The following is an 18,428-nucleotide window of genomic DNA, read 5'->3' as shown; positions in this document are numbered from 1 at the left end:
CAATTATAGATTGTTATCGGGCAAATATTCATTTTTTGTCATGTGTAAGAATAATCTGGAGAGAGTTTGAATGCGTTTTTCTTCGATGGCCATTTCATCAAAGCGCATGGGTTTTGAATTTATTTCATATATTACATATTTTCCGTTCGCTGAAAGCCCAGCATCAATTGAAAATTCACCGAAAAAACCCGTTTCTTTTGATAATATTTTCCCAGCACGATCAGCAATCATAGCGAAGAATCGATCATGCTCTTCTGTTTGAATGTCTTCATATGGAACAATGCAGCCGCCATTTAGGACATGAGTAGTAATTTCTTGATCACGGGATTGACGGATGCCAGCTCCGGTCACATGATATCCTTCTTCAGAGAAGTGAACAAGAATACGAAAGTCAAATCGTCTTCCTTCGAAAAGAGCTGGTTCTATCGATTCTTGAGCAATGTATGTTTTTTTTAAAAGAGTTTGTTCCCATTCCTTCCAAAAGGTTAGAGCATCTTGAAACGTGATTTCATCTTTTAAACTGATTTGGACAACTGAATGATTCTTTTGTAGATACAGCTTGTGTATGCCAATACCTTTTGCCCCTTGAGCAGGCTTCAAATAGATTGACTTATATCTTTCTAAAAAGCGAAACAAAGATTCTTTGTCAGCAACCTTGATTGTATCAGGTAAAAAGGGTTGAAGAATAGGATCTTGTGAAAGTATTTCAAAAAGTGAATATTTATCGAGGAATCCTGGATTAAAAAAGGGGATGTTCCTGCTTTGGAAAAATTGAAAGGCATTTTTAAAGGAATCTGTGGATTCTAGCTTTCTGGTCGGCACACGATTAAATACAATATGCGGAATGGGGCAAGTAACAGCCGTCCAATTATGATCTTCGGGTGAATAGATAACTCCAGCGATTGTATTTTCTTTAATATCATCAGGAGTAAAAACGACGGAGATCCCGCCGTTTTTTATGATTTCCCTTTGCAACTCTCTAAAAAATGGTCCATTTCCGATAACAGACTGATTCTTTCCTTTGCCGGCTAAAATGCCAATTAAGGGACCTGTAGAATTCTTCAAGTCAATATGCGTCATTTGAAGATCTCCTCTGGCTGTGAGATCGCTCTTTCGGTCAGATAAATGGCGAAAGCAAGTGACAGTTTCCTTGTGAGGTGATCGTACTCCTTCAGCTGAGGATTCGAAAAGATGGATCTTCCTGGTTTAGAGTTTGCTTCAAACAGCCAAACAGCCCCATTCCGGTCAAGTCCAAGATCAAATCCTATCTCTCCGATAATGCCTTCCATGCTTTCTTCTATCGCTTTGCTTAGTTTAATGGCGGCATCCGCTAATTTTTCTTTTACTTCTCTTTGTTCTTCAATTGTTGGGAAGACTTCTCCAATCGTTTTTATGACTCCGCCGCTTTTAACATGAGTTGTTACACTCCCTGCACCTGCAACCTTGGCAGCGATCGCCGTTACAACCCAGCTTCCGTTTGCATCTTTATTCGTATGAACCCTAAAATCCACTGGCCGCTTATCTGCTCGTAGCAAATAAATTCCCTGTTGGATAAGCATGCGATTAAGTTTTTTTCCTTTAAAGACATGCCCCATTAATGTTTCCAGGCTGCTGAATTTTATTAATTTATTTTCTCCAGCATGATCCCGATAACGGCAAAAATAGGTCCCCTCTACTTTATCGAATAAGATTTGATGAATGCCAAGACCAAGGCTGCCATTTATTGGTTTAATAAACACATGACCATATTTTGAAAGCATTTGTTCAATGTCTGAAAAAGATGAGAAGGCATATGTTTCCGGTAAGAAAGCATTAATATTTTCATTCTGCTGAAGCCGGTCATTTACATCCAATTTATTAAAAAATCCTGGGTTATACCATGGGATCATGTATTCATTTTGCAAACGGTCTTTTACAAGTTTTAACCCAGTTTGTCTTTCGCTTTTCCGATTTGGAAGGCGGTCATAAATGACATTCGGAAAAGGAACTTCATATGTCTTCCATCCATCGAGATGGTAGAATAAGCCATTGATTGTTCCCTGTTCCCAATTGATATGCTGTTCCCCGAATACAAAAGGAAGTGCACCGATGGATTTTTTAACAGAAAGGAGCTTTGCAAAGAATAGACTTCTTTCACCGATGGGGCGCAATAGAAATGGGGTAAATCCAGATGTGAATACACCCACTAAGGGACCGATGATGATTGTGTCATTCTCGACAAAAAGATGCATGGGAACTTTTATTGGAGGAATGAGAAGTTTTTCTGTTATATCTTTACTTAATACAATGGTCTGCCGGTTATGCAGTTCAATCTCCGTTTCCATCATATGCGTGCCGAAAGCTATTTTTGATAATTTAATATTTGATTTAAAATGGCTAGGAATACAAACCTTTTGGACACTATTTTCAAGAATTTCTACTGGAAAATACTTTCTCATCAAAATGGCTCCTTTCTCCGAATTTTACCGTTTTTCCGTATAGAAGGGGGGCATTGAACAATGCTTCAGTTACTTCAGGTTTTAATGTGAGGGCAATGGTTCTCCCAGGTTTTGAGTTTATATCAAGTATCCAAATAGCCCCATTATCACTCACTCCAATATCGACCCCTATTTCGAATAAAGGAGGGAAGTTTTCCTCCAAAATGATTGGAATCTTTGATAATAAGTCATCAAGCTCTTTGCTAATAAATTCACTTTGTGATATTGGAAGCGTATGGATCCATGATTCAAAGCTTGTTATCGTACCACCGGCACTTAAATTGGAAATGATTCCATCCTTCATTCCTGTTCGAATTCCCCTGCAAATTTCCCGCCAGTTTCCATTTTCGTCTTTCTGGATGAGTATCCGTATATCAAAAGGATGGTTGTTTTCATTTCTTAGATTTACATAAGGCTGAACTAAATAGTCTTGCTGGCTTGTAAGACTATTTATCCAAGCTATAGCATGTTGAATGGTAGTAAATGTTCGGGTTAAATGAGTATCCTGCATATCCGTTTGAACTAATAATTCATTAGATGTCTTTTCAAGCAAGTAAATTCCTCTTCCTTGGGAGCCGTTTACTGGTTTAATCACGACTGTTTGTTGTGGTGACAGTCCTTGAATGAATTCTCTTCCTGAGGCCACCGGCTTTGAGTGCAGCAAATACGGGGATAAGCTTGTATTGACAATGGCCTCAAATAATGTAAGTTTATTTGGAAGGCCATGTCCTAGAAACAAAATATCCTTTCTAGCCTTCAGCCATTTAACAATCGCCTTACACTGAGTAGAGTGTGGATCATCCATGTAAAAGCATCGGTCATAGATAACTTCTGGTATCGGAAATTCCCCTTGTTCCCACTCATTAGTTGTAGGGTTAAATTGTTCTCCGGTTACTTTTTGAGTAAGCGGATGAATGGAAGAAGGGACAAAACGAAAACAAAGAATATTGTGGGCTTGTGCTCGTTTTGCAAGTTCATAGAAATAGCCTTTTTCATTATTTAAGCTTAATGTCATTAATCCGAATGAAAGCATTAGTCATATCTCCCTTTGCTAAAGGATAGGAATGTACAATATTCCAGCAAAGCTTTTGCCGAAGGGCGAATTTTATTTGATTCTGCCTCGAAATTTTTGGAGGGTTTTGAATTGATCTCGATGATCCAAAGCTTCCCTTCCTCATCAACCCCGATATCAACCCCAAGTTCGCCAATGAACCCATCGGACATTTGGCTGACTATTGAGGAAGCTTCAATCGCGAGTTCTTTCATTAACTTTAGCTGTTGGATGGCTGTCTCCCGATTTGATAGTATGGACAGAATATGAATCGGTTTCATTATTTCTCCGCCTCTTGCAATATTTGAAACAAATTGCTGGTCATCTGAAAGTCTGGCAACTGCAGAGGTTACTTTCCATGTATTTTGAAAGTTTTTATGGCAGAGAATGCGAAAATCCAACTGCCGGTTTTTATAGGACATTAATGGAATCGCTTGTTGAATAAGATAGGTTCTTTTTTTTAGATGCGGCAGCAGCCACTGATAGAATTGGATATGGTCAGTAAATTGAAATGTCCGATCTTTATTTGTTCCAGTCGATATTTTTACTTGCAGGGCTTCGTTTTCATTTATCGCTTTGATAATATTCCTTCCTTGGCTCCCATGAATCGGTTTTATGAAAATAGAAGAATATTTTTTCAGCATTTCTTGAAGAGAATGCTCTGTAAGCATCCAAGTTTCAGGTAAATATGGCTTCATGTATTCTTCCGAATATAATAAATGATGGACGATTGACTTTGATAAAAAATGGTCGTTGAAAATCAAAATTTGTTTCCCTTTTATTTTAGTTTTAAATGTTTCAAACAAATGGCTTGCTTCAAGCCTGCGTGAATGAATACGATTATAGATAACGGCAGGAAGGGGAAGTGAAGACTTTTGCCAATGATTATTTTGATAATAATAGCCTTCTAGCGTAGTATCCGTCCAATCAGCTAGTTGAAATACAAATAGAAATCCGCCGATTTCGGTAACAAGGTCGTGCAGTTCCTTACAAAAAGCATGTATACTGCGAAAGTGAGGTTCTTTTTCAGATTCAGTGTAATCCGTAAGAATGCCAATGACTGGCCCTAATGTGAGTGTATGACTTGTACGTGAAAAGCTGGAAACCCATTGAGATTCTTGTATGGGTATTGATAGTTTCTGAAAAAGCCCTTCCTCGAAAATAATTTCATTTTTTGAAATGGCTGCACCTTCAATCATTGCTAGTGTTTGATTTCCGCCAACAGAAATTGTGATCGGTTTACTTGTGTCGATATCCCAATAATTAATGAGAGCGTGGCTTATTTTTAGACATTCATCATTAGGGTGAAACATTTTAGCTGGAATAATCGTAATAGGTAATAATGAAAAAGTCATGATCATTCCTCATTTATATGGGCTTTATGGTACATTATTATATAGGCAAAAGCTGATAACAGCATCATATGAAAAAAATGATAAATTGGTGCGAGAAGCCCAGATGGAAGGTAGATGTAAAAATTTATGCAAATAGCACTGACAATTATTATGATGATCGCAATTGGGGCGATTATTGGAGGCTTTACAAATTATCTAGCGATTAAAATGCTCTTTAGGCCATATAGAACATTGTATATCGGCAAATGGAGAGTCCCTTTTACACCAGGTTTAATTCCAAAGAGACAAGGTGAGCTTGCAGAGCAAATGGGAAAAGTAGTTACTCGACATTTATTAACACCGGACGGAATAAAGAAAAAATTTCTAAATGAGAACTTCCAAAAAGAGATGACTAGCTTTGTTCAACGAGAAATGGAGAATTTTTTTGATTCCGAAAAGACTCCAGCAGAGCTGCTTGAAACGTTAGGGATAACAGACGGACATCTGAAAGCAGAATTTCGTATAAACGAATGGATAGATGAAAAATATGAAAGGCTGATCGATAAATATCGTCATCAATCTTTAAGGATGATTATTCCTGAAAATATGATTGAAAAAGTGGAAGCCAAGCTTCCAGCCATTAGCGAATTTATAATCCAAAAAGGGGTCGACTATTTTTCAAGCTATGAAGGGAATAGACGGATCCAAAAAATGGCAGATGATTTCCTGAAGGAACGAAGCGGTGTGCTTGGAAACATGATGCAAATGTTTATGGGGAATATGAATATCGCTGATAAAATACAGCCAGAAATCATTAAGTTTCTCAAAAATGAAGGTACTGCTGAAATGATAACAGCGCTTCTTAAAAAGGAATGGAACAATGTTCTTGAATGGGAAGCTGAGAAGATTGAAAATCAGTTTAAAAAAGATGAAATCCTCACAATGATTAAAACAAATGTAAGGAAATTGTTGAATTTGGAGCATGTATTCCAAACGCCGCTGTCCACATTAACGGCATCCTTCCGAAAAGAAATCGTTGAAACCGTTGCACATAATGGTGTACAGTTTTTTGTTGAATGGCTGTCAAACCGTATAGATGATCTAATGGAAAGACTTCGCCTTCAAGAAATTGTTCGTCAGCAGGTTGAAACTTTCTCTTTAGAGCAGCTAGAGGAAATGGTAATGACAATTATCAACAAGGAATTAAAAATGATTACCTTTTTAGGTGCCTTGCTAGGTGGTATCATCGGAATTTTTCAAGGAATTCTTGCACTTCTTATGAACTAATATGTCATTTCTCGCATTTATGAACATAGTTTGTTATAGTGAAGTCATTCTCGAAAAGAATAAGGAGTGTCATACATGCCAGTTAATTTATACGATTCAGCCTATGAGCTTGAGAAGGCGGTTAGACAAAGTGAAGAATACAGCCTTTTAAAACAGGCTTATGATGAAGTGAACGCAGATCAATCAGCAAAGGATATGTTTGAAAATTTCCGAAACATTCAATTGCAGCTGCAGCAGAAACAAATGATGGGACAGGATATTTCAGAAGAAGAGGTTATGCAGGCGCAAAAATCTGTTGCACTCGTACAGCAAAATGCAAAAATTTCAAAGCTGATGGAAGCAGAGCAGCGAATGAGCATGGTCATTGCTGAAATGAACAAAATTATCATGAAGCCTTTAGAAGAGCTGTACGGATCTGTACAATAAGCCAACTAAGGAAAAAAACAACCGTTCATCTTTTAGGAGGAACGGTTGTTTTTGTTCATTAAGTATAGGTTTATTTAAAATCTTCCGCCAAGCTGCTGCTCAGCCATTTGAACAAGACGCTTCGTAATTTCTCCACCAACAGAACCATTTGCTCTTGAAGATGTTTCTGGGCCAAGATTTACGCCAAATTCTGATGCAATTTCTACCTTCATTTGATCAATTGCTTGAGAAACGCCTGGTACTAAAAGCTGATTTGAACTATTGTTACTTGCCATGTAAATCATCTCCTTTGGTGTTATAGTTAATACAATTTTATTTTTTTAATAATTATCACTATTTATTCAATGTTTATAGTGGTAAATTTTTCATAAGTAGCTTTATTAATTATTTCCTTTGGTATTCTGACTTAATAGAAATGGGGGAGGGGATTTCTTGAAAAAAAGAATTGTACTTGCAGGAGGAAGCGGGTTTCTGGGACAATCACTTGCCAGCTATTTAATGGAACGCGGATACATGGTGACGATTTTAACAAGGGGAAAAACAGCCACCAATGATCAAATTGAATATATTCATTGGGATGGCGTTCGATTAGAAGACGAATGGGCTAGCAGAATCGATGAAAGCTATGCGGTTATCAATTTTACTGGTAAAAGTGTGAACTGTCTTTATACAAAAAGGAATCGAGAGGAAATCATCTCTTCAAGACTTGCTTCGGTACAAGTTTTGCAGGAGGCTATTTTGAAGAGTAACAATCCTCCTCAAGTATGTATTCAAGCAGGCTCGCTTGCAATCTTCGGTGATACGACTGAAATTTGTCATGAAGACTCCGTTCATGGCATCGGATTTTCTGTTGAGGTTTGTGAGAAGTGGGAGGCGGCATTTTTCAAAAATGATTGGCCACACACACGAAAAGTGCTATTAAGAATTGGCTTTGCCTTAGGGAAAAACGGTGGTGCCCTTGGTCCATTACAGAATTTAGCAAAATTTAAACTCGGAGGGACCATTGGGTCTGGTAGGCAGTATATTAGCTGGCTACATATGGATGATTTAAATGAAATGTTTGTTAAGGCAATCGAGAATGAGCATTATGAAGGGATTTATAATGCAACAGGACCAAATCCAGTAACGAATAAAGAGTTTATGAAAACGCTAAGAAAGGTGATGAATAAGGGATGGGCTCCGCCTGCACCTGCCCCATTCGTTAAGCTAGGTGCCTATATCATTATGAGAGCTGATCCGAGTCTTGCATTAACCGGAAGAAACTGCATCCCCAAAAGGCTTCAAGCAGAAGGGTTTCAATTTTTGCATACAGATTTAGAGGAGGCTTTAAGAGATATAATTGAATAAAGCAAAACGAAAAGGATTGAGTCCTGTTCATTACAGAATTCAATCCTTGATAGCTGCTTAATAAATTTGTCAAACTTATTGGCTGCAGGTCAATCCAAGTGGTGGTCCTTTTTCTGCATTTTCGGTAGTTTAAATTGACGAATGATCCTAGTTAAGTCTTCTGCTAGGTCAGCCAGATTAGTAGAGCTGTCTGCCACTTCCTCCATTGAAGCGCTCGTTTGCTGAGAAGAAGCAGACGTTTGCTCAATACCGGCAGCAGATTCCTCAGAAATTGCAGCAATATCCTCAATAGAGGTATTCATTTCTTGACTTTTTATAGAAATACTTGCCAGCTTTTCGGATACCGATTTTATGTTATTTACCATTTCCATTACAGCTTTCTCAATATCTTGGAATTTTTCTTCAGTTGCTTCAATTTGGTTTGTCCCGTTTTTCACCTCTGTATATCCGCTTTGTAACGATTTCACTACTACACTTGATTCACTCTGAATATTTGTAACGATAGAAGTAATATCTTGTACAGATTCTGATACCTGTTCAGCAAGTTTTTTCACTTCGTCCGCAACGACTGCAAAACCTTTTCCGTGTTCGCCTGCTCTTGCAGCTTCAATAGCCGCATTTAACGCTAATAAATTCGTTTGATCTGCAATATCTTTAATAACTCCTACCAATTTCGATATTTGTTGTGAGTGAACGTCCAGACCTTGAACTTTTTGTACGGCATCTTGAACAATTTGATCAATCTTTATCATTTGGTCCTTTGAAGAATTCATTAATTGACTTCCTTCTTTAGTGATCATAATTACTTCGCTCGAGGACTCTTGTATTTGTTTCCCATTTGTATTAGCTTCTTCAATGTCTTTTGAAAAAGTATGCATAGCTGAAGATAAATCACTAACATTATTTGCCTGAGTTTCAGTACCGGAGGCTAGCTCTTGCATGGTTGATGCAATTTGAATGGAGCCTTCCTGCACTTCACTTGCGGATTGCATCAATTCCTCGCTTTGTTTTGAAATACTTTCTGTTGCTTTAGATACGTTGGAAATAATAACCGTCAAATTTTCCTGCATATAGTTAATTGCAGATGCCAATTGTCCAGTTTCATCTCTTTTCTTAATCAGTACGATCTCCTTGGATAAATCACCCTCAGCAAGATCATTCATTTGCTTTGTCACTAATTGTATAGGCTTTGAAATATTATTGGCAAAACCCCATATGACTAAAATTCCGATGACTAATGTGCAGCCAATTATTATTAGAATAATATTAAATATTTCTTGTGCAGGTTTATTAAAATCAATCAAATAAGTACCTGCATTAATGGTCCAGCCCCAATTAGGATCTTTTTCTGAATAGGTTACTTTGGGTTCAATTTTGCTTTTATTATTTGGCAATGGCCATTCAAAATAGGTAAGTCCTCCACCTTCATTCGCCTTTTTGATTAATTCTTGCGTTGACTTTACTCCATTTGGGTCTGTAGAATCCCAACTATTTTTCCCCTCTAATTGTGGATGTGCAATTTGATTTCCTTTATCATCCAATACAAAAATATAGCCATATTCACCAATTTTATTATTGACGGGTCTGCTTCCATCAGCATTCATTTCACCGAGAATAGTGACTTTAACCTGTTCATGAGCTTTTTCTAACGGAAGATTCCCTTTTTTAACTTCTTTATTCAAAACATCAATCATTTCTATAACCATCTTGACACTATTTTCTAAATTTGCTGTACCAAGCTCATCTAAACTTTCCTTACTTTTGTTATAACTTATAATTCCTAAAGAAATTAAAGGAACCGTTAAAATTAGAAATGAGATAACTATTAATTTGCTTTTTATGGAATGAAGCTTACTAGTTTTCATTAAAGTTGCCCTCCAGTTTTTTAGTTTCATTGTCCTATTTATTTTCATTTATTAACATTTCAACTATAAATTAACTAGAGTATAAATATTCCAATCTTTATATTTTTTTAATGAAATCTCTTAAAAATTAATGTTTTTGTTATTATGTACAATGCTATTTAAGAAATAAATAATAACGAAAAACTACTGGCACCAACCTTGTGATTTTTACCAACCTTAACAGCTGGTATTCGAGTGATTTAAAAACTCAGGGGTATTTTTGTGTCCATGTCCGTTCTATTCCTTTTCGTTTTTTCATAAAAGTGTAGTAGAGATATTTACATCAGGAATAGGGGGCAATGAGATGATCTATCGGCTGTTAGCGATAAATATTGACGGAACACTCCTTCAATCGAATGGAAGACTTCATAAATCAACAAAAGAAGCAATTGAATATGTTCAGCAAAAAGGAATTTATGTGACCTTAGTGACTGCAAGAAGCTTCCCATCTGCGAAAAAGGTGGCAAAAGCTTTAAAGCTAAATACGCTTCTTGTCGCCCATAGCGGTGCCTATATTGCAGGGCAAGAGGATAAGCCGATATTTGTTAAACGGTTAGCAGAGGATGTTACGTATGAAATCGTTAGATTACTTGAGGGATTTCCAAGTCAAATTCGATTAGTGCATGAGAAATTTGCATTAGCAAATAAATCGAAGCTAAATCATAATATGTTGGCAAAGACGGTCTTTTCTTCAGGTGACCCTATTTTTTATTCGCAGCAATTTGTGGATTCCGTTAGTGAGACCATTCTTGAAGAACCTGTAACTCCTCCTAAGATTGAAGTATATTTTGAGGATGAGACAGATCTTAAGGATGCTAAAGCAGCCATCCAAGGAACATTTGGGGAAGTTGATATTATTCAATTGAACGAGTTCCGAATGGATATAATGCCAGTTGGTGTTTCTAAGCTCAATGGGCTATTGTATTTAGGTGAACAATTAGGAATTGGGCGAAATGAAATGGTTGTCATCGGTGATGGAATTGATGACTTAGAAATGATAGAGGCCGCTGGACTTGGCGTAGCCATGGGAAATGCTCCTGCTGAAGTGAAAAAAGCTGCCGACTGGATTACACGTCCGAATGACCAGCTGGGAGTCACTTACATGGTGAAGGAACACTTTAGAAAACAGCATCCGATTGAATTTTTGAAGAAAATGAATATATTAAAATAATGGGCCAGCGAAGGGTTGATCTTAGAGATTAACTCTTTTTTTGAATTTGTTTGTTATTGTCGAAAAATTGATAAATCGAGATTTCGTAGATAAATCAGCTGATTTCGTAGATTTATTTTAAATTTCGCTGATAAATCGTCAGTATGAAAATAATTAAGCATGAATCGCAATTATTTTTCCAAAAATATCTCCCAGCTATAAACAATTGACCTTGTTTTGCCATTTCTGTACACTTAAAGATGTTTAATATACGTCATTCTTTGCTGCCATCCTCTTAACAAAGATGATGGTTGTTTCATTATATCTAATAAAAGGTGATTATTTTGCAAATTTCAATTAAAGGAATAGAGGATGAACGCTTTCAGCGTCCGCTTCAGCTGATCGCAAATTTATTTTTTGAGGAATGTGAGATTTCTTTTCAGCCACTTGTTCAGAAAGATATTACTATAGAATTTAAAGTGGAAATTAGTCAGTCTATTAAGGTGAATGGGAATCTTGTAGACAGTGAGGGCAGAAGCAAGTCATCAGAGTATGAAAAAGAGCTTATGCCAGCTTCAACAGAAAAAGAGCATTTCAAACAGGTGAAACATGCGGTTGCCCATGTATATTTGACCGTGCTTCAGGATTGGACTGGCATTACGCAGAAATGGGGAATTCTTACAGGGATCCGGCCGACAAAGCTTCTTCACCGCCAGATGCAAAAGAAAATCCCTAAGTCTATTGCCCATCAGCAGCTGAAGGATGAGTACTTAATAACTGATGAGAAAATTCAACTTATGCAGCAAATCGTTGATCGGCAGCTTTCCGTTGTTCCAGACCTTTACGAGCTGCAAAATGAGGTAAGTATTTATATCGGCATTCCTTTTTGTCCGACGAAGTGCGCCTATTGTACCTTCCCTGCTTATGCGATTAATGGCCGCCAAGGATCTGTTGATTCCTTCTTAGGCGGATTACATTATGAAATGAGAAAAGTTGGGGAATGGTTGAAGGAAAACAACGTTAGAATTACAACCGTCTATTATGGGGGAGGCACACCGACAAGCATTACTGCTGAAGAGATGGATATGCTTTATGAGGAAATGTATGCTTCCTTCCCTGATGTAGATAAGATCCGAGAAGTGACGGTAGAAGCTGGGAGACCGGATACGATCACCCCTGAGAAGCTAGAGGTCCTGAAAAAATGGAAAATTGATCGGATAAGCATTAATCCCCAGTCGTACACACAAGAAACATTAAAAGCAATTGGAAGGCACCATTCTGTAGAGGAAACGATTGAAAAGTTCCATCTAGCACGGGAAATGGGCATGAATAACATTAATATGGATTTAATCATTGGCTTGCCTGGTGAAGGTGTATCAGAATTTGCTAATAGCTTGCATGAGACTGAAAAACTGATGCCTGAATCACTCACTGTTCATACACTATCCTTCAAACGTGCATCAGAAATGACGCGTAATAAGGAAAAGTATAAAGTAGCAGATCGAGTTGAGATTGAGAAAATGATGAACATGGCGGAGGATTGGACAAAAGACCATCAATATACTCCATACTACCTATATAGACAGAAGAATATCCTCGGCAACCTGGAAAATGTCGGGTATGCGCTGCCGAATCAGGATAGCATCTATAATATTATGATTATGGAAGAGCAGCAGACAATTATTGGTCTTGGCTGTGGAGCGGCAAGTAAATTCATTCATCCGCAAACAGGAAAAATCACTCATTTTGCCAATCCAAAGGATCCGAAAACATATAATGACAGCTTCGAAAAATATACAGAAGATAAAATGAACATCTTAGATGAATTATTTAATACCAAAGAATCCCTTGCCTAAATGCGGCGGGGATTTTTTATTTTTAGTGGAGATAAAGGAGATTACTTAAAAAGAGATACAGACCTATAATTTCCTTAAATAGGAATAAGAAGGTGCGTAAAATGAAATAAGAACCCGCAATTTCCTCAAAAAGGAAAAATAAGTCACGTAAAAAGAAATATGAACCTTTAATTTCCTTAAACAGGAAAAATAAGTGACGTAAAAATAAATACGAACCTAAAATTCCCTTAAAAAGGAAAATGGGCAAACATAAAAAGAATTATCTAACAGAAAATGGTAATAGATGGAGAAAAACGTGATCAAAAAGCTAGCGATCGAAAGCATCAACTTAATTTCAGAATCTTCAATAAAAATAAAGGGTTTTCCTAATAAAAAGAGAATATGTAGGTACAAATATTCATAAACTTCTTTGGGGATGTAAGCGCTTTTAAAAAGGGAGGAATCAAAAATGATGATGCAAACACCTTTGACAATGACGCAAATGATTAACAGAGCAGAGAGGTTTTTTCCAAAAAAAGAGGTGGTTTCACGAACAGCCAGTGGCATCCAGCGATTTACATACAAGCAAATAGCTGACCGAACTAGAAAACTGGCTGAAGCACTTCAAAAGCTTGGTGTGGAAAGAGGAGATAAAGTAGGCACACTTGCATGGAACCACCATCGTCACCTGGAAGCGTATTTCGCGATTCCGTGCAGCGGGGCAGTTCTCCATACAATTAACATTCGTCTTTCCCCGCAGCATATTGTATTCATCATCAATCACGCGGAGGATAAAGTACTCTTAATTGATGCGGATATTCTGCCTTTAATCGAGGCAGTAAAGGATAAGATCCCAACCGTTAAGGCATATGTCATTATGACAGATGAGCCTGAACTGCCGGAAACAACACTTTCCAATGTTTATCATTATGAAAAATTATTAGATGAAGCGACCGGGGTATATGAATATCCGGATGATTTAGATGAAAATGCTCCAGCAGGTATGTGTTATACATCAGCAACAACTGGCAATCCTAAAGGAGTTGTTTACTCTCATCGTGGCATTGTTCTCCATAGTATGGCATTAGGAATGGCTGATAGTGCAGCTGTGAGCGAAAAAGATATTGCCATGCCTGTTGTCCCAATGTTCCATGTGAATGCATGGGGATTGCCGTTTGCTGCTGTATGGTTCGGTACAAATCTCGTTATGCCTGGACCTTATTTTACACCGAAGCTGCTTGCTGAGCTCATTCAGGATGAAAAGGTGACGATTACAGCAGGTGTTCCAACCATTTGGCTAGGTCTTCTGAAAGAGCTGGAAGAAAATACGTATGATATGAGTTCGCTTCGATCCGTACTTTGTGGAGGGGCAGCTGCTCCAAAAGGCATGATTAAAGCTTTTGAGCAAAAGCATAACATTCCTTTTATGCATGCGTATGGGATGACGGAGACAAGTCCGTTAGTTGTTATATCTACTCTCAAAAGCTATCAGGAAGAGCTATCCTATGAAGAGAAGGTTGAGATTAAAGCGAAGCAGGGAATTCTTGTGCCAGGTCTCGAAATGAAGGTAGTCGGCAAGGATGGAGAAATCGCATGGGATGGAAAAGAAATGGGAGAATTTGCAATTCGTGGTCCGTGGATTGCCTCAGAATATTACAAGGATGAGAGAACGTCAGACGCTTTTCATGATGGGTGGCTATATACAGGAGATGTTGTAACGATTGATGAGGAAGGATTTATGAAAATCGTCGATCGTACGAAGGATCTCATTAAAAGCGGCGGTGAATGGATCTCATCGGTTGACCTTGAAAACGCACTTATGGCCCATGAAGCAGTTTTCGAAGCGGCTGTTATTGCTGTTCCGAGCGAGCAATGGCAGGAGCGTCCGGTAGCCTGTGTCGTTTTGAATGAAGCATATAAAGGAAAAATAGAAAAAGAAGAACTTTACGAATTCTTAAAACCACAATTTGCTAAATGGTGGATTCCAGACGACATTCTTTTCCTTGAGGAGATTCCAAAAACATCTGTAGGTAAGTTCCTCAAAATGGCATTAAGAGATCAGGTTCATAAAAATTACGCTGGAACGAACTAATAGGCTAGAAAACTTGACCGTAAACAATATGTTTGCGGTTGTTTTCATTTAAATATTTAGAATTTTTTAAATAAAACTTTTTAAATATAATAATATTCTATATAATGGGAGAAGGAAGATTAAAGGAGGGAATATTGTGACAATTGAATTTAAAACGGATACAGTGCAATTGCATGTAAATGGTCGAGTAGCAACAGTTGAATTAAATAGACCAGAATCATTAAATTCTTTAAATGTAGAAATGTTAAAAGGATTAGCCGCTGTCTTAAAGGAAATTAGCCAATCTAGTGATGTGGATATCGTCGTTCTCAAAGGAAAAGGGCGAGCGTTCTCCTCTGGCGGAGATATAAAGACGATGCTACTTGAAGCGAAAGAAGAGGACTTCCCGATTGTTATGGATTGTATTAGTGAGGTGGTTGCCACTCTTTATACGATGCCTAAGTTAACAATTAGTGCTGTAACAGGAGCCGCTGCAGGTCTTGGTTTAAGCATAGCTTTAGCAACTGATTACATAGTCGCTGATAAATCTAGTAAGTTGGCGATGAACTTTATTAGCATAGGGTTAATTCCAGATGGCGGAGGGCATTACTTCTTAGAAAAGCGCCTTGGTGAGGATAGGGCAAAGCATCTCATTTGGGAAGGAAAACCTTTATCTGCTGAAGAAGCCTATCAGCTCGGGCTCATCCATGATGTTACTGAAGGATTGGATGAAGCACTAGAAGCCAAGCTTCAGAAATTACTAAACAGTCCTCTACAAGCAATGATCGAAACAAAAACAATCTTTGCTGAAAAAAACAGCCCGCAATTACTGAGAGTGCTTGAGCTAGAAAAAGAAGGTCAGCATAAAATGCGGCAGACGAAGGACCATCAGGAAGGGATTCAAGCATTTTTGGAAAAACGGAGACCCGTTTTCATAGGAAAGTAGATAATAGATATAAAAAGCAAAGAGCAGCCAGTTACTCTTTGCTTTTTATATGATGCCGTTTACCGGTGAAATAAAATAAGTTTCCCCGCAGGCGATGTGCAGCGATGTGTTTTTTCAGATAATCCTTTTTCGCTTAAAAGCTTTTCGCCCATTCCTTTTGCCTCGTCATCGTTTCCTGCTTGAAAGGCCTCATCTAATATTTTTTCCCCATTCGCTTCGAAAGCTGTTAATTTATAAGTTTTCATTCTAACCCCTCCAGTTTTTAAAATTCAGATTGTTACTATTATTCTTGCATAATTTTTATCATAGTGCAAAGAATTATTTTATTGTATGAATCGTAAGAAAATGAACCTTTTTCCAATCTAATCCGTATAAGTAATTGGTGAAAGAAAGGAGATACTACAATGGGATTACAGCTTGAACATGTAACAAAACGTTTTGGAAACTTTACTGCTGTTGATGATCTGTCCATCTCTATTCCTGAGAAGGAGATGTTTGGGTTTCTTGGAGGGAATGGTGCAGGGAAAACGACAACATTTCGAATGATTCTTGGGTTGATCGATGCGAGTGAGGGGGAAATTACGTGGGATGGACAAACAATTGATTATTCGACAAGCCCGCTTATCGGCTATTTGCCCGAGGAGAGAGGGCTGTACCCAAAGTTAAAGGTAAAGGATCAAATTGTCTATTTGGCAAGACTGCGCGGTATGCAGAAACAAGATGTCTTAAAGGAGCTTGATTATTGGCTGAGCCGTTTTAAAGTGCCTGAGTACGCGGAGAAAAAAGTAGAAGAGCTTTCCAAAGGGAACCAGCAAAAAATTCAATTTATTACTGCAGTGATACATAAGCCGAAACTATTAATTCTGGACGAACCATTCAGCGGTCTTGATCCAGTGAATGTCGAGCAGCTTAAGGATGCGGTGCTAGAGTTGAAGAATAATGGAACTACGATTGTTTTTTCTTCTCACAGAATGGAGCATGTGGAAGAAATGTGTGAGCACTTATGCATTATGCATAAAGGGAAGCCAGTCGTTCAAGGGGCTTTAAAAGAAATTAAACGTGCATTCGGCAGAAAAAATCTAGTCATTCATGCAGATTTCAGCCTGGAATTCTTGAAGAACTATCCAGGGGTTACAAGATCTCGGCAGACAACTGAAGGGATTCATCTGCAAATTGAGGGCGAAGAAATTGCTGAAGGCATTTTGAAGGAGATTGTTGGAAAAGGGTTTATCCGAAAATTCGTTCTTGAAGAACCTTCATTAAATGATATTTTTATTGAAAAGGTAGGTGCTTCCTATGAATAATTTTTGGATTATCTTCTGGCATACGTATTTTAGCAAAATTAAAACGAAATCTTTCATTATTACTTCACTTATAACACTTGTGCTAATTGTTGGTTTAACAAATATGTCAAAAATTATTGATGTTTTCAGTGATGATGAACAAGGGGAAAAAGTAGCAGTCATTGACCAATCAGGTGAGCTGTTTGCTCCTTTCAAGGAACAGATAAAGACAATTAATAAAGATGTTCACCTACAGCTCTTTGAAGGCTCAGAAGCAGAGGGAGAAAAAGCTGTTAAGAATGATGAATATAAAGGGCTGCTCATTTTATCTCAGGATAATGAGAATTTGCCAGTAGCGTCCTACAAGGCAAAGAGTATTGCTGATTCTACCCTTCCTGCCACATTACAGCAAGGGCTGCAGCAAATAAAAACACAAGCTGCCGCAGAACAGATTAATTTATCCCAAGAGCAATTAGGAAAACTATATGAGCCCGTTGCGTTTAATAAAACAGCTCTCGAGGAAAATGCAAAAACAGAGGAAGAATTAAATCAAGCACGAGGACTTGTATACGTTCTGCTATTTGTTATTTATTTTGCCGTTGTTATGTATGCAAATATGATCGCAATGGAAGTTGCAACAGAGAAATCTTCACGTGTAATGGAAATTCTGATTTCAAGTGTTTCTCCAATTAAGCAAATGTTTGCCAAAATATTGGGGATTGCCTTGCTTAGTTTAACTCAAATGGCTGCATTTCTTCTAATTGGCTATTATTTTGTGAAGCAAAACTTAGAATCAATGGAAGGCGGATTTTTTGAGTTCTTCGGTTTTGGGGATATTCCCGTACAAACGATTATTTATGCGGTTGTATTCTTTATCCTAGGCTATTTCTTATATGCGACATTAGCAGCCTTCCTTGGCTCGCTCGTAAGCCGCATTGAGGATGTCCAGCAGATGATCACTCCGATGACGATTATGATTGTTGCAGGATTTATGATCGCAATGGTGGGCCTTAATCAGCCAGAAACAACCTTTATTACGATTACCTCCTACATCCCGTTTTTTACTCCAATGCTGATGTTTATGCGTGTAGGAATGCTGACATTACCTGCATGGGAGCCACTGCTTGGTATAGCGATCCTTCTCGTTACGATTGTAGTGCTTGCTATCTTTGGTGCAAGGGTATATAAGGGCGGCGTATTAATGTACGGAAAATCGAATTCGTTTAAGGATATTAAAAAAGCATTGCAATTAACAAAGAATAAATAATTATCATGAGAGAGGCTTGCCAAATTGGCGAGCTTTTTTCATTAAATAAA

At 37.8% G+C, this 18,428-nt stretch carries 16 protein-coding genes; 9 read left to right on the top strand and 7 right to left on the bottom strand.

Translation table 11 applies throughout. The features are described from left to right. Positions 1 to 3: 3 nt before the first annotated feature. The 4 genes from FI644_RS01165 to FI644_RS01150 are packed head-to-tail and all read right to left on the bottom strand — an operon-like array spanning position 4 to position 4,883. On the bottom strand, positions 4 to 1,080 hold the full coding sequence (locus FI644_RS01165) for a YheC/YheD family endospore coat-associated protein (RefSeq protein WP_142107872.1): 1,077 nt from the start codon (positions 1,078 to 1,080) through the stop codon (positions 4 to 6). Then, a complete protein-coding gene (locus FI644_RS01160; RefSeq protein WP_142107871.1) occupies positions 1,077 to 2,438 on the bottom strand; it encodes a YheC/YheD family endospore coat-associated protein in 1,362 nt (453 codons plus the stop codon). The genes FI644_RS01165 and FI644_RS01160 overlap by 4 nt, the downstream gene beginning before the upstream one ends. Further along, on the bottom strand, positions 2,407 to 3,510 hold the full coding sequence (locus tag FI644_RS01155) for a YheC/YheD family endospore coat-associated protein (RefSeq protein WP_246066988.1): 1,104 nt from the start codon (positions 3,508 to 3,510) through the stop codon (positions 2,407 to 2,409). Before FI644_RS01155 ends, FI644_RS01160 begins: the two co-directional genes overlap by 32 nt. Then, a complete protein-coding gene (locus tag FI644_RS01150; RefSeq protein WP_231690037.1) occupies positions 3,510 to 4,883 on the bottom strand; it encodes a YheC/YheD family endospore coat-associated protein in 1,374 nt (457 codons plus the stop codon). The genes FI644_RS01155 and FI644_RS01150 overlap by 1 nt, the downstream gene beginning before the upstream one ends. A 126-nt stretch (positions 4,884 to 5,009) precedes the next feature. Between FI644_RS01150 and FI644_RS01145 the strand changes: the two genes are divergently transcribed. Together FI644_RS01145 and FI644_RS01140 are read left to right on the top strand one after the other, a co-directional pair. Beyond that, positions 5,010 to 6,149: a DUF445 domain-containing protein gene (locus FI644_RS01145; RefSeq protein ID WP_142107870.1), complete on the top strand. Its 1,140-nt coding sequence runs from the start codon at positions 5,010 to 5,012 to the stop codon at positions 6,147 to 6,149. Positions 6,150 to 6,224: 75 nt separating this feature from the next. Further along, positions 6,225 to 6,575, top strand: coding sequence for a YlbF/YmcA family competence regulator (locus tag FI644_RS01140; RefSeq protein WP_053475137.1), 351 nt, complete (start codon positions 6,225 to 6,227; stop codon positions 6,573 to 6,575). Between the two features lie 74 nt (positions 6,576 to 6,649). On the opposite strand, the gene FI644_RS01135 is transcribed toward FI644_RS01140, so the two are convergent. After that, positions 6,650 to 6,850 carry an alpha/beta-type small acid-soluble spore protein gene (locus tag FI644_RS01135; protein WP_053475138.1) on the bottom strand — a complete coding sequence of 67 codons (201 nt, stop codon included), beginning with the start codon at positions 6,848 to 6,850 and terminating at the stop codon, positions 6,650 to 6,652. A 157-nt stretch (positions 6,851 to 7,007) separates the two neighbouring features. Between FI644_RS01135 and FI644_RS01130 the strand changes: the two genes are divergently transcribed. Continuing rightward, a complete protein-coding gene (locus tag FI644_RS01130) occupies positions 7,008 to 7,922 on the top strand; it encodes a TIGR01777 family oxidoreductase (protein WP_053475139.1) in 915 nt (304 codons plus the stop codon). A gap of 89 nt (positions 7,923 to 8,011) precedes the next feature. Here FI644_RS01130 and FI644_RS01125 read toward each other — a convergent pair whose 3' ends face one another. Further along, positions 8,012 to 9,787, bottom strand: a complete 1,776-nt coding sequence (locus FI644_RS01125) for a methyl-accepting chemotaxis protein (RefSeq protein WP_246066987.1) — start codon at positions 9,785 to 9,787, stop codon at positions 8,012 to 8,014. 343 nt (positions 9,788 to 10,130) lie between these two features. On the opposite strand from FI644_RS01125, the gene FI644_RS01120 reads away from it, so the two are divergent. From FI644_RS01120 to FI644_RS01105, 4 genes are all read left to right on the top strand, one after another. Next, positions 10,131 to 10,997 carry a Cof-type HAD-IIB family hydrolase gene (locus tag FI644_RS01120; protein WP_053475141.1) on the top strand — a complete coding sequence of 289 codons (867 nt, stop codon included), beginning with the start codon at positions 10,131 to 10,133 and terminating at the stop codon, positions 10,995 to 10,997. Positions 10,998 to 11,320: 323 nt separating this feature from the next. After that, the gene (locus FI644_RS01115; protein WP_053475142.1) at positions 11,321 to 12,832 is read left to right on the top strand and encodes a coproporphyrinogen III oxidase; all 1,512 of its coding nucleotides are present in this window, start codon (positions 11,321 to 11,323) and stop codon (positions 12,830 to 12,832) included. A gap of 448 nt (positions 12,833 to 13,280) precedes the next feature. After that, a complete protein-coding gene (locus FI644_RS01110; protein ID WP_053475143.1) occupies positions 13,281 to 14,903 on the top strand; it encodes a long-chain fatty acid--CoA ligase in 1,623 nt (540 codons plus the stop codon). A gap of 136 nt (positions 14,904 to 15,039) precedes the next feature. After that, positions 15,040 to 15,828: an enoyl-CoA hydratase gene (locus FI644_RS01105; protein ID WP_053475144.1), complete on the top strand. Its 789-nt coding sequence runs from the start codon at positions 15,040 to 15,042 to the stop codon at positions 15,826 to 15,828. A gap of 59 nt (positions 15,829 to 15,887) precedes the next feature. Here the strand turns inward: FI644_RS01105 and FI644_RS01100 are convergent, their stop codons facing one another. Next, a complete protein-coding gene (locus FI644_RS01100; RefSeq protein ID WP_053475145.1) occupies positions 15,888 to 16,073 on the bottom strand; it encodes a YhzD family protein in 186 nt (61 codons plus the stop codon). A gap of 159 nt (positions 16,074 to 16,232) precedes the next feature. Between FI644_RS01100 and FI644_RS01095 the strand changes: the two genes are divergently transcribed. After that, positions 16,233 to 17,132, top strand: a complete 900-nt coding sequence (locus FI644_RS01095; protein WP_053475146.1) for an ABC transporter ATP-binding protein — start codon at positions 16,233 to 16,235, stop codon at positions 17,130 to 17,132. Then, on the top strand, positions 17,125 to 18,378 hold the full coding sequence (locus FI644_RS01090; RefSeq protein ID WP_053475147.1) for an ABC transporter permease: 1,254 nt from the start codon (positions 17,125 to 17,127) through the stop codon (positions 18,376 to 18,378). Before FI644_RS01095 ends, FI644_RS01090 begins: the two co-directional genes overlap by 8 nt. Positions 18,379 to 18,428 lie beyond the last annotated feature (50 nt).

Source organism: Cytobacillus solani, assembly GCF_006704205.1.
GTDB lineage: Bacteria > Bacillota > Bacilli > Bacillales > Cytobacillaceae > Cytobacillus > Cytobacillus solani.
Note: the sequence above shows the minus strand (reverse complement) of the source record. Positions and strands in the feature narration are given on the sequence as shown.

Bases quoted from the DNA above. Each gene is read 5' to 3' on its own strand.
- FI644_RS01165 (WP_142107872.1), bottom strand. From the start codon at position 1,080: ATGACGCATATTGACTTGAAGAATTCTACAGGTCCCTTAATTGGCATT.
- FI644_RS01160 (WP_142107871.1), bottom strand. From the start codon at position 2,438: ATGAGAAAGTATTTTCCAGTAGAAATTCTTGAAAATAGTGTCCAAAAG.
- FI644_RS01155 (WP_246066988.1), bottom strand. From the start codon at position 3,510: ATGCTTTCATTCGGATTAATGACATTAAGCTTAAATAATGAAAAAGGC.
- FI644_RS01150 (WP_231690037.1), bottom strand. From the start codon at position 4,883: ATGACTTTTTCATTATTACCTATTACGATTATTCCAGCTAAAATGTTT.
- FI644_RS01145 (WP_142107870.1), top strand. From the start codon at position 5,010: ATGCAAATAGCACTGACAATTATTATGATGATCGCAATTGGGGCGATT.
- FI644_RS01140 (WP_053475137.1), top strand. From the start codon at position 6,225: ATGCCAGTTAATTTATACGATTCAGCCTATGAGCTTGAGAAGGCGGTT.
- FI644_RS01135 (WP_053475138.1), bottom strand. From the start codon at position 6,850: ATGGCAAGTAACAATAGTTCAAATCAGCTTTTAGTACCAGGCGTTTCT.
- FI644_RS01125 (WP_246066987.1), bottom strand. From the start codon at position 9,787: ATGAAAACTAGTAAGCTTCATTCCATAAAAAGCAAATTAATAGTTATC.
- FI644_RS01120 (WP_053475141.1), top strand. From the start codon at position 10,131: ATGATCTATCGGCTGTTAGCGATAAATATTGACGGAACACTCCTTCAA.
- FI644_RS01110 (WP_053475143.1), top strand. From the start codon at position 13,281: ATGATGATGCAAACACCTTTGACAATGACGCAAATGATTAACAGAGCA.
- FI644_RS01100 (WP_053475145.1), bottom strand. From the start codon at position 16,073: ATGAAAACTTATAAATTAACAGCTTTCGAAGCGAATGGGGAAAAAATA.
- FI644_RS01095 (WP_053475146.1), top strand. From the start codon at position 16,233: ATGGGATTACAGCTTGAACATGTAACAAAACGTTTTGGAAACTTTACT.
- FI644_RS01090 (WP_053475147.1), top strand. From the start codon at position 17,125: ATGAATAATTTTTGGATTATCTTCTGGCATACGTATTTTAGCAAAATT.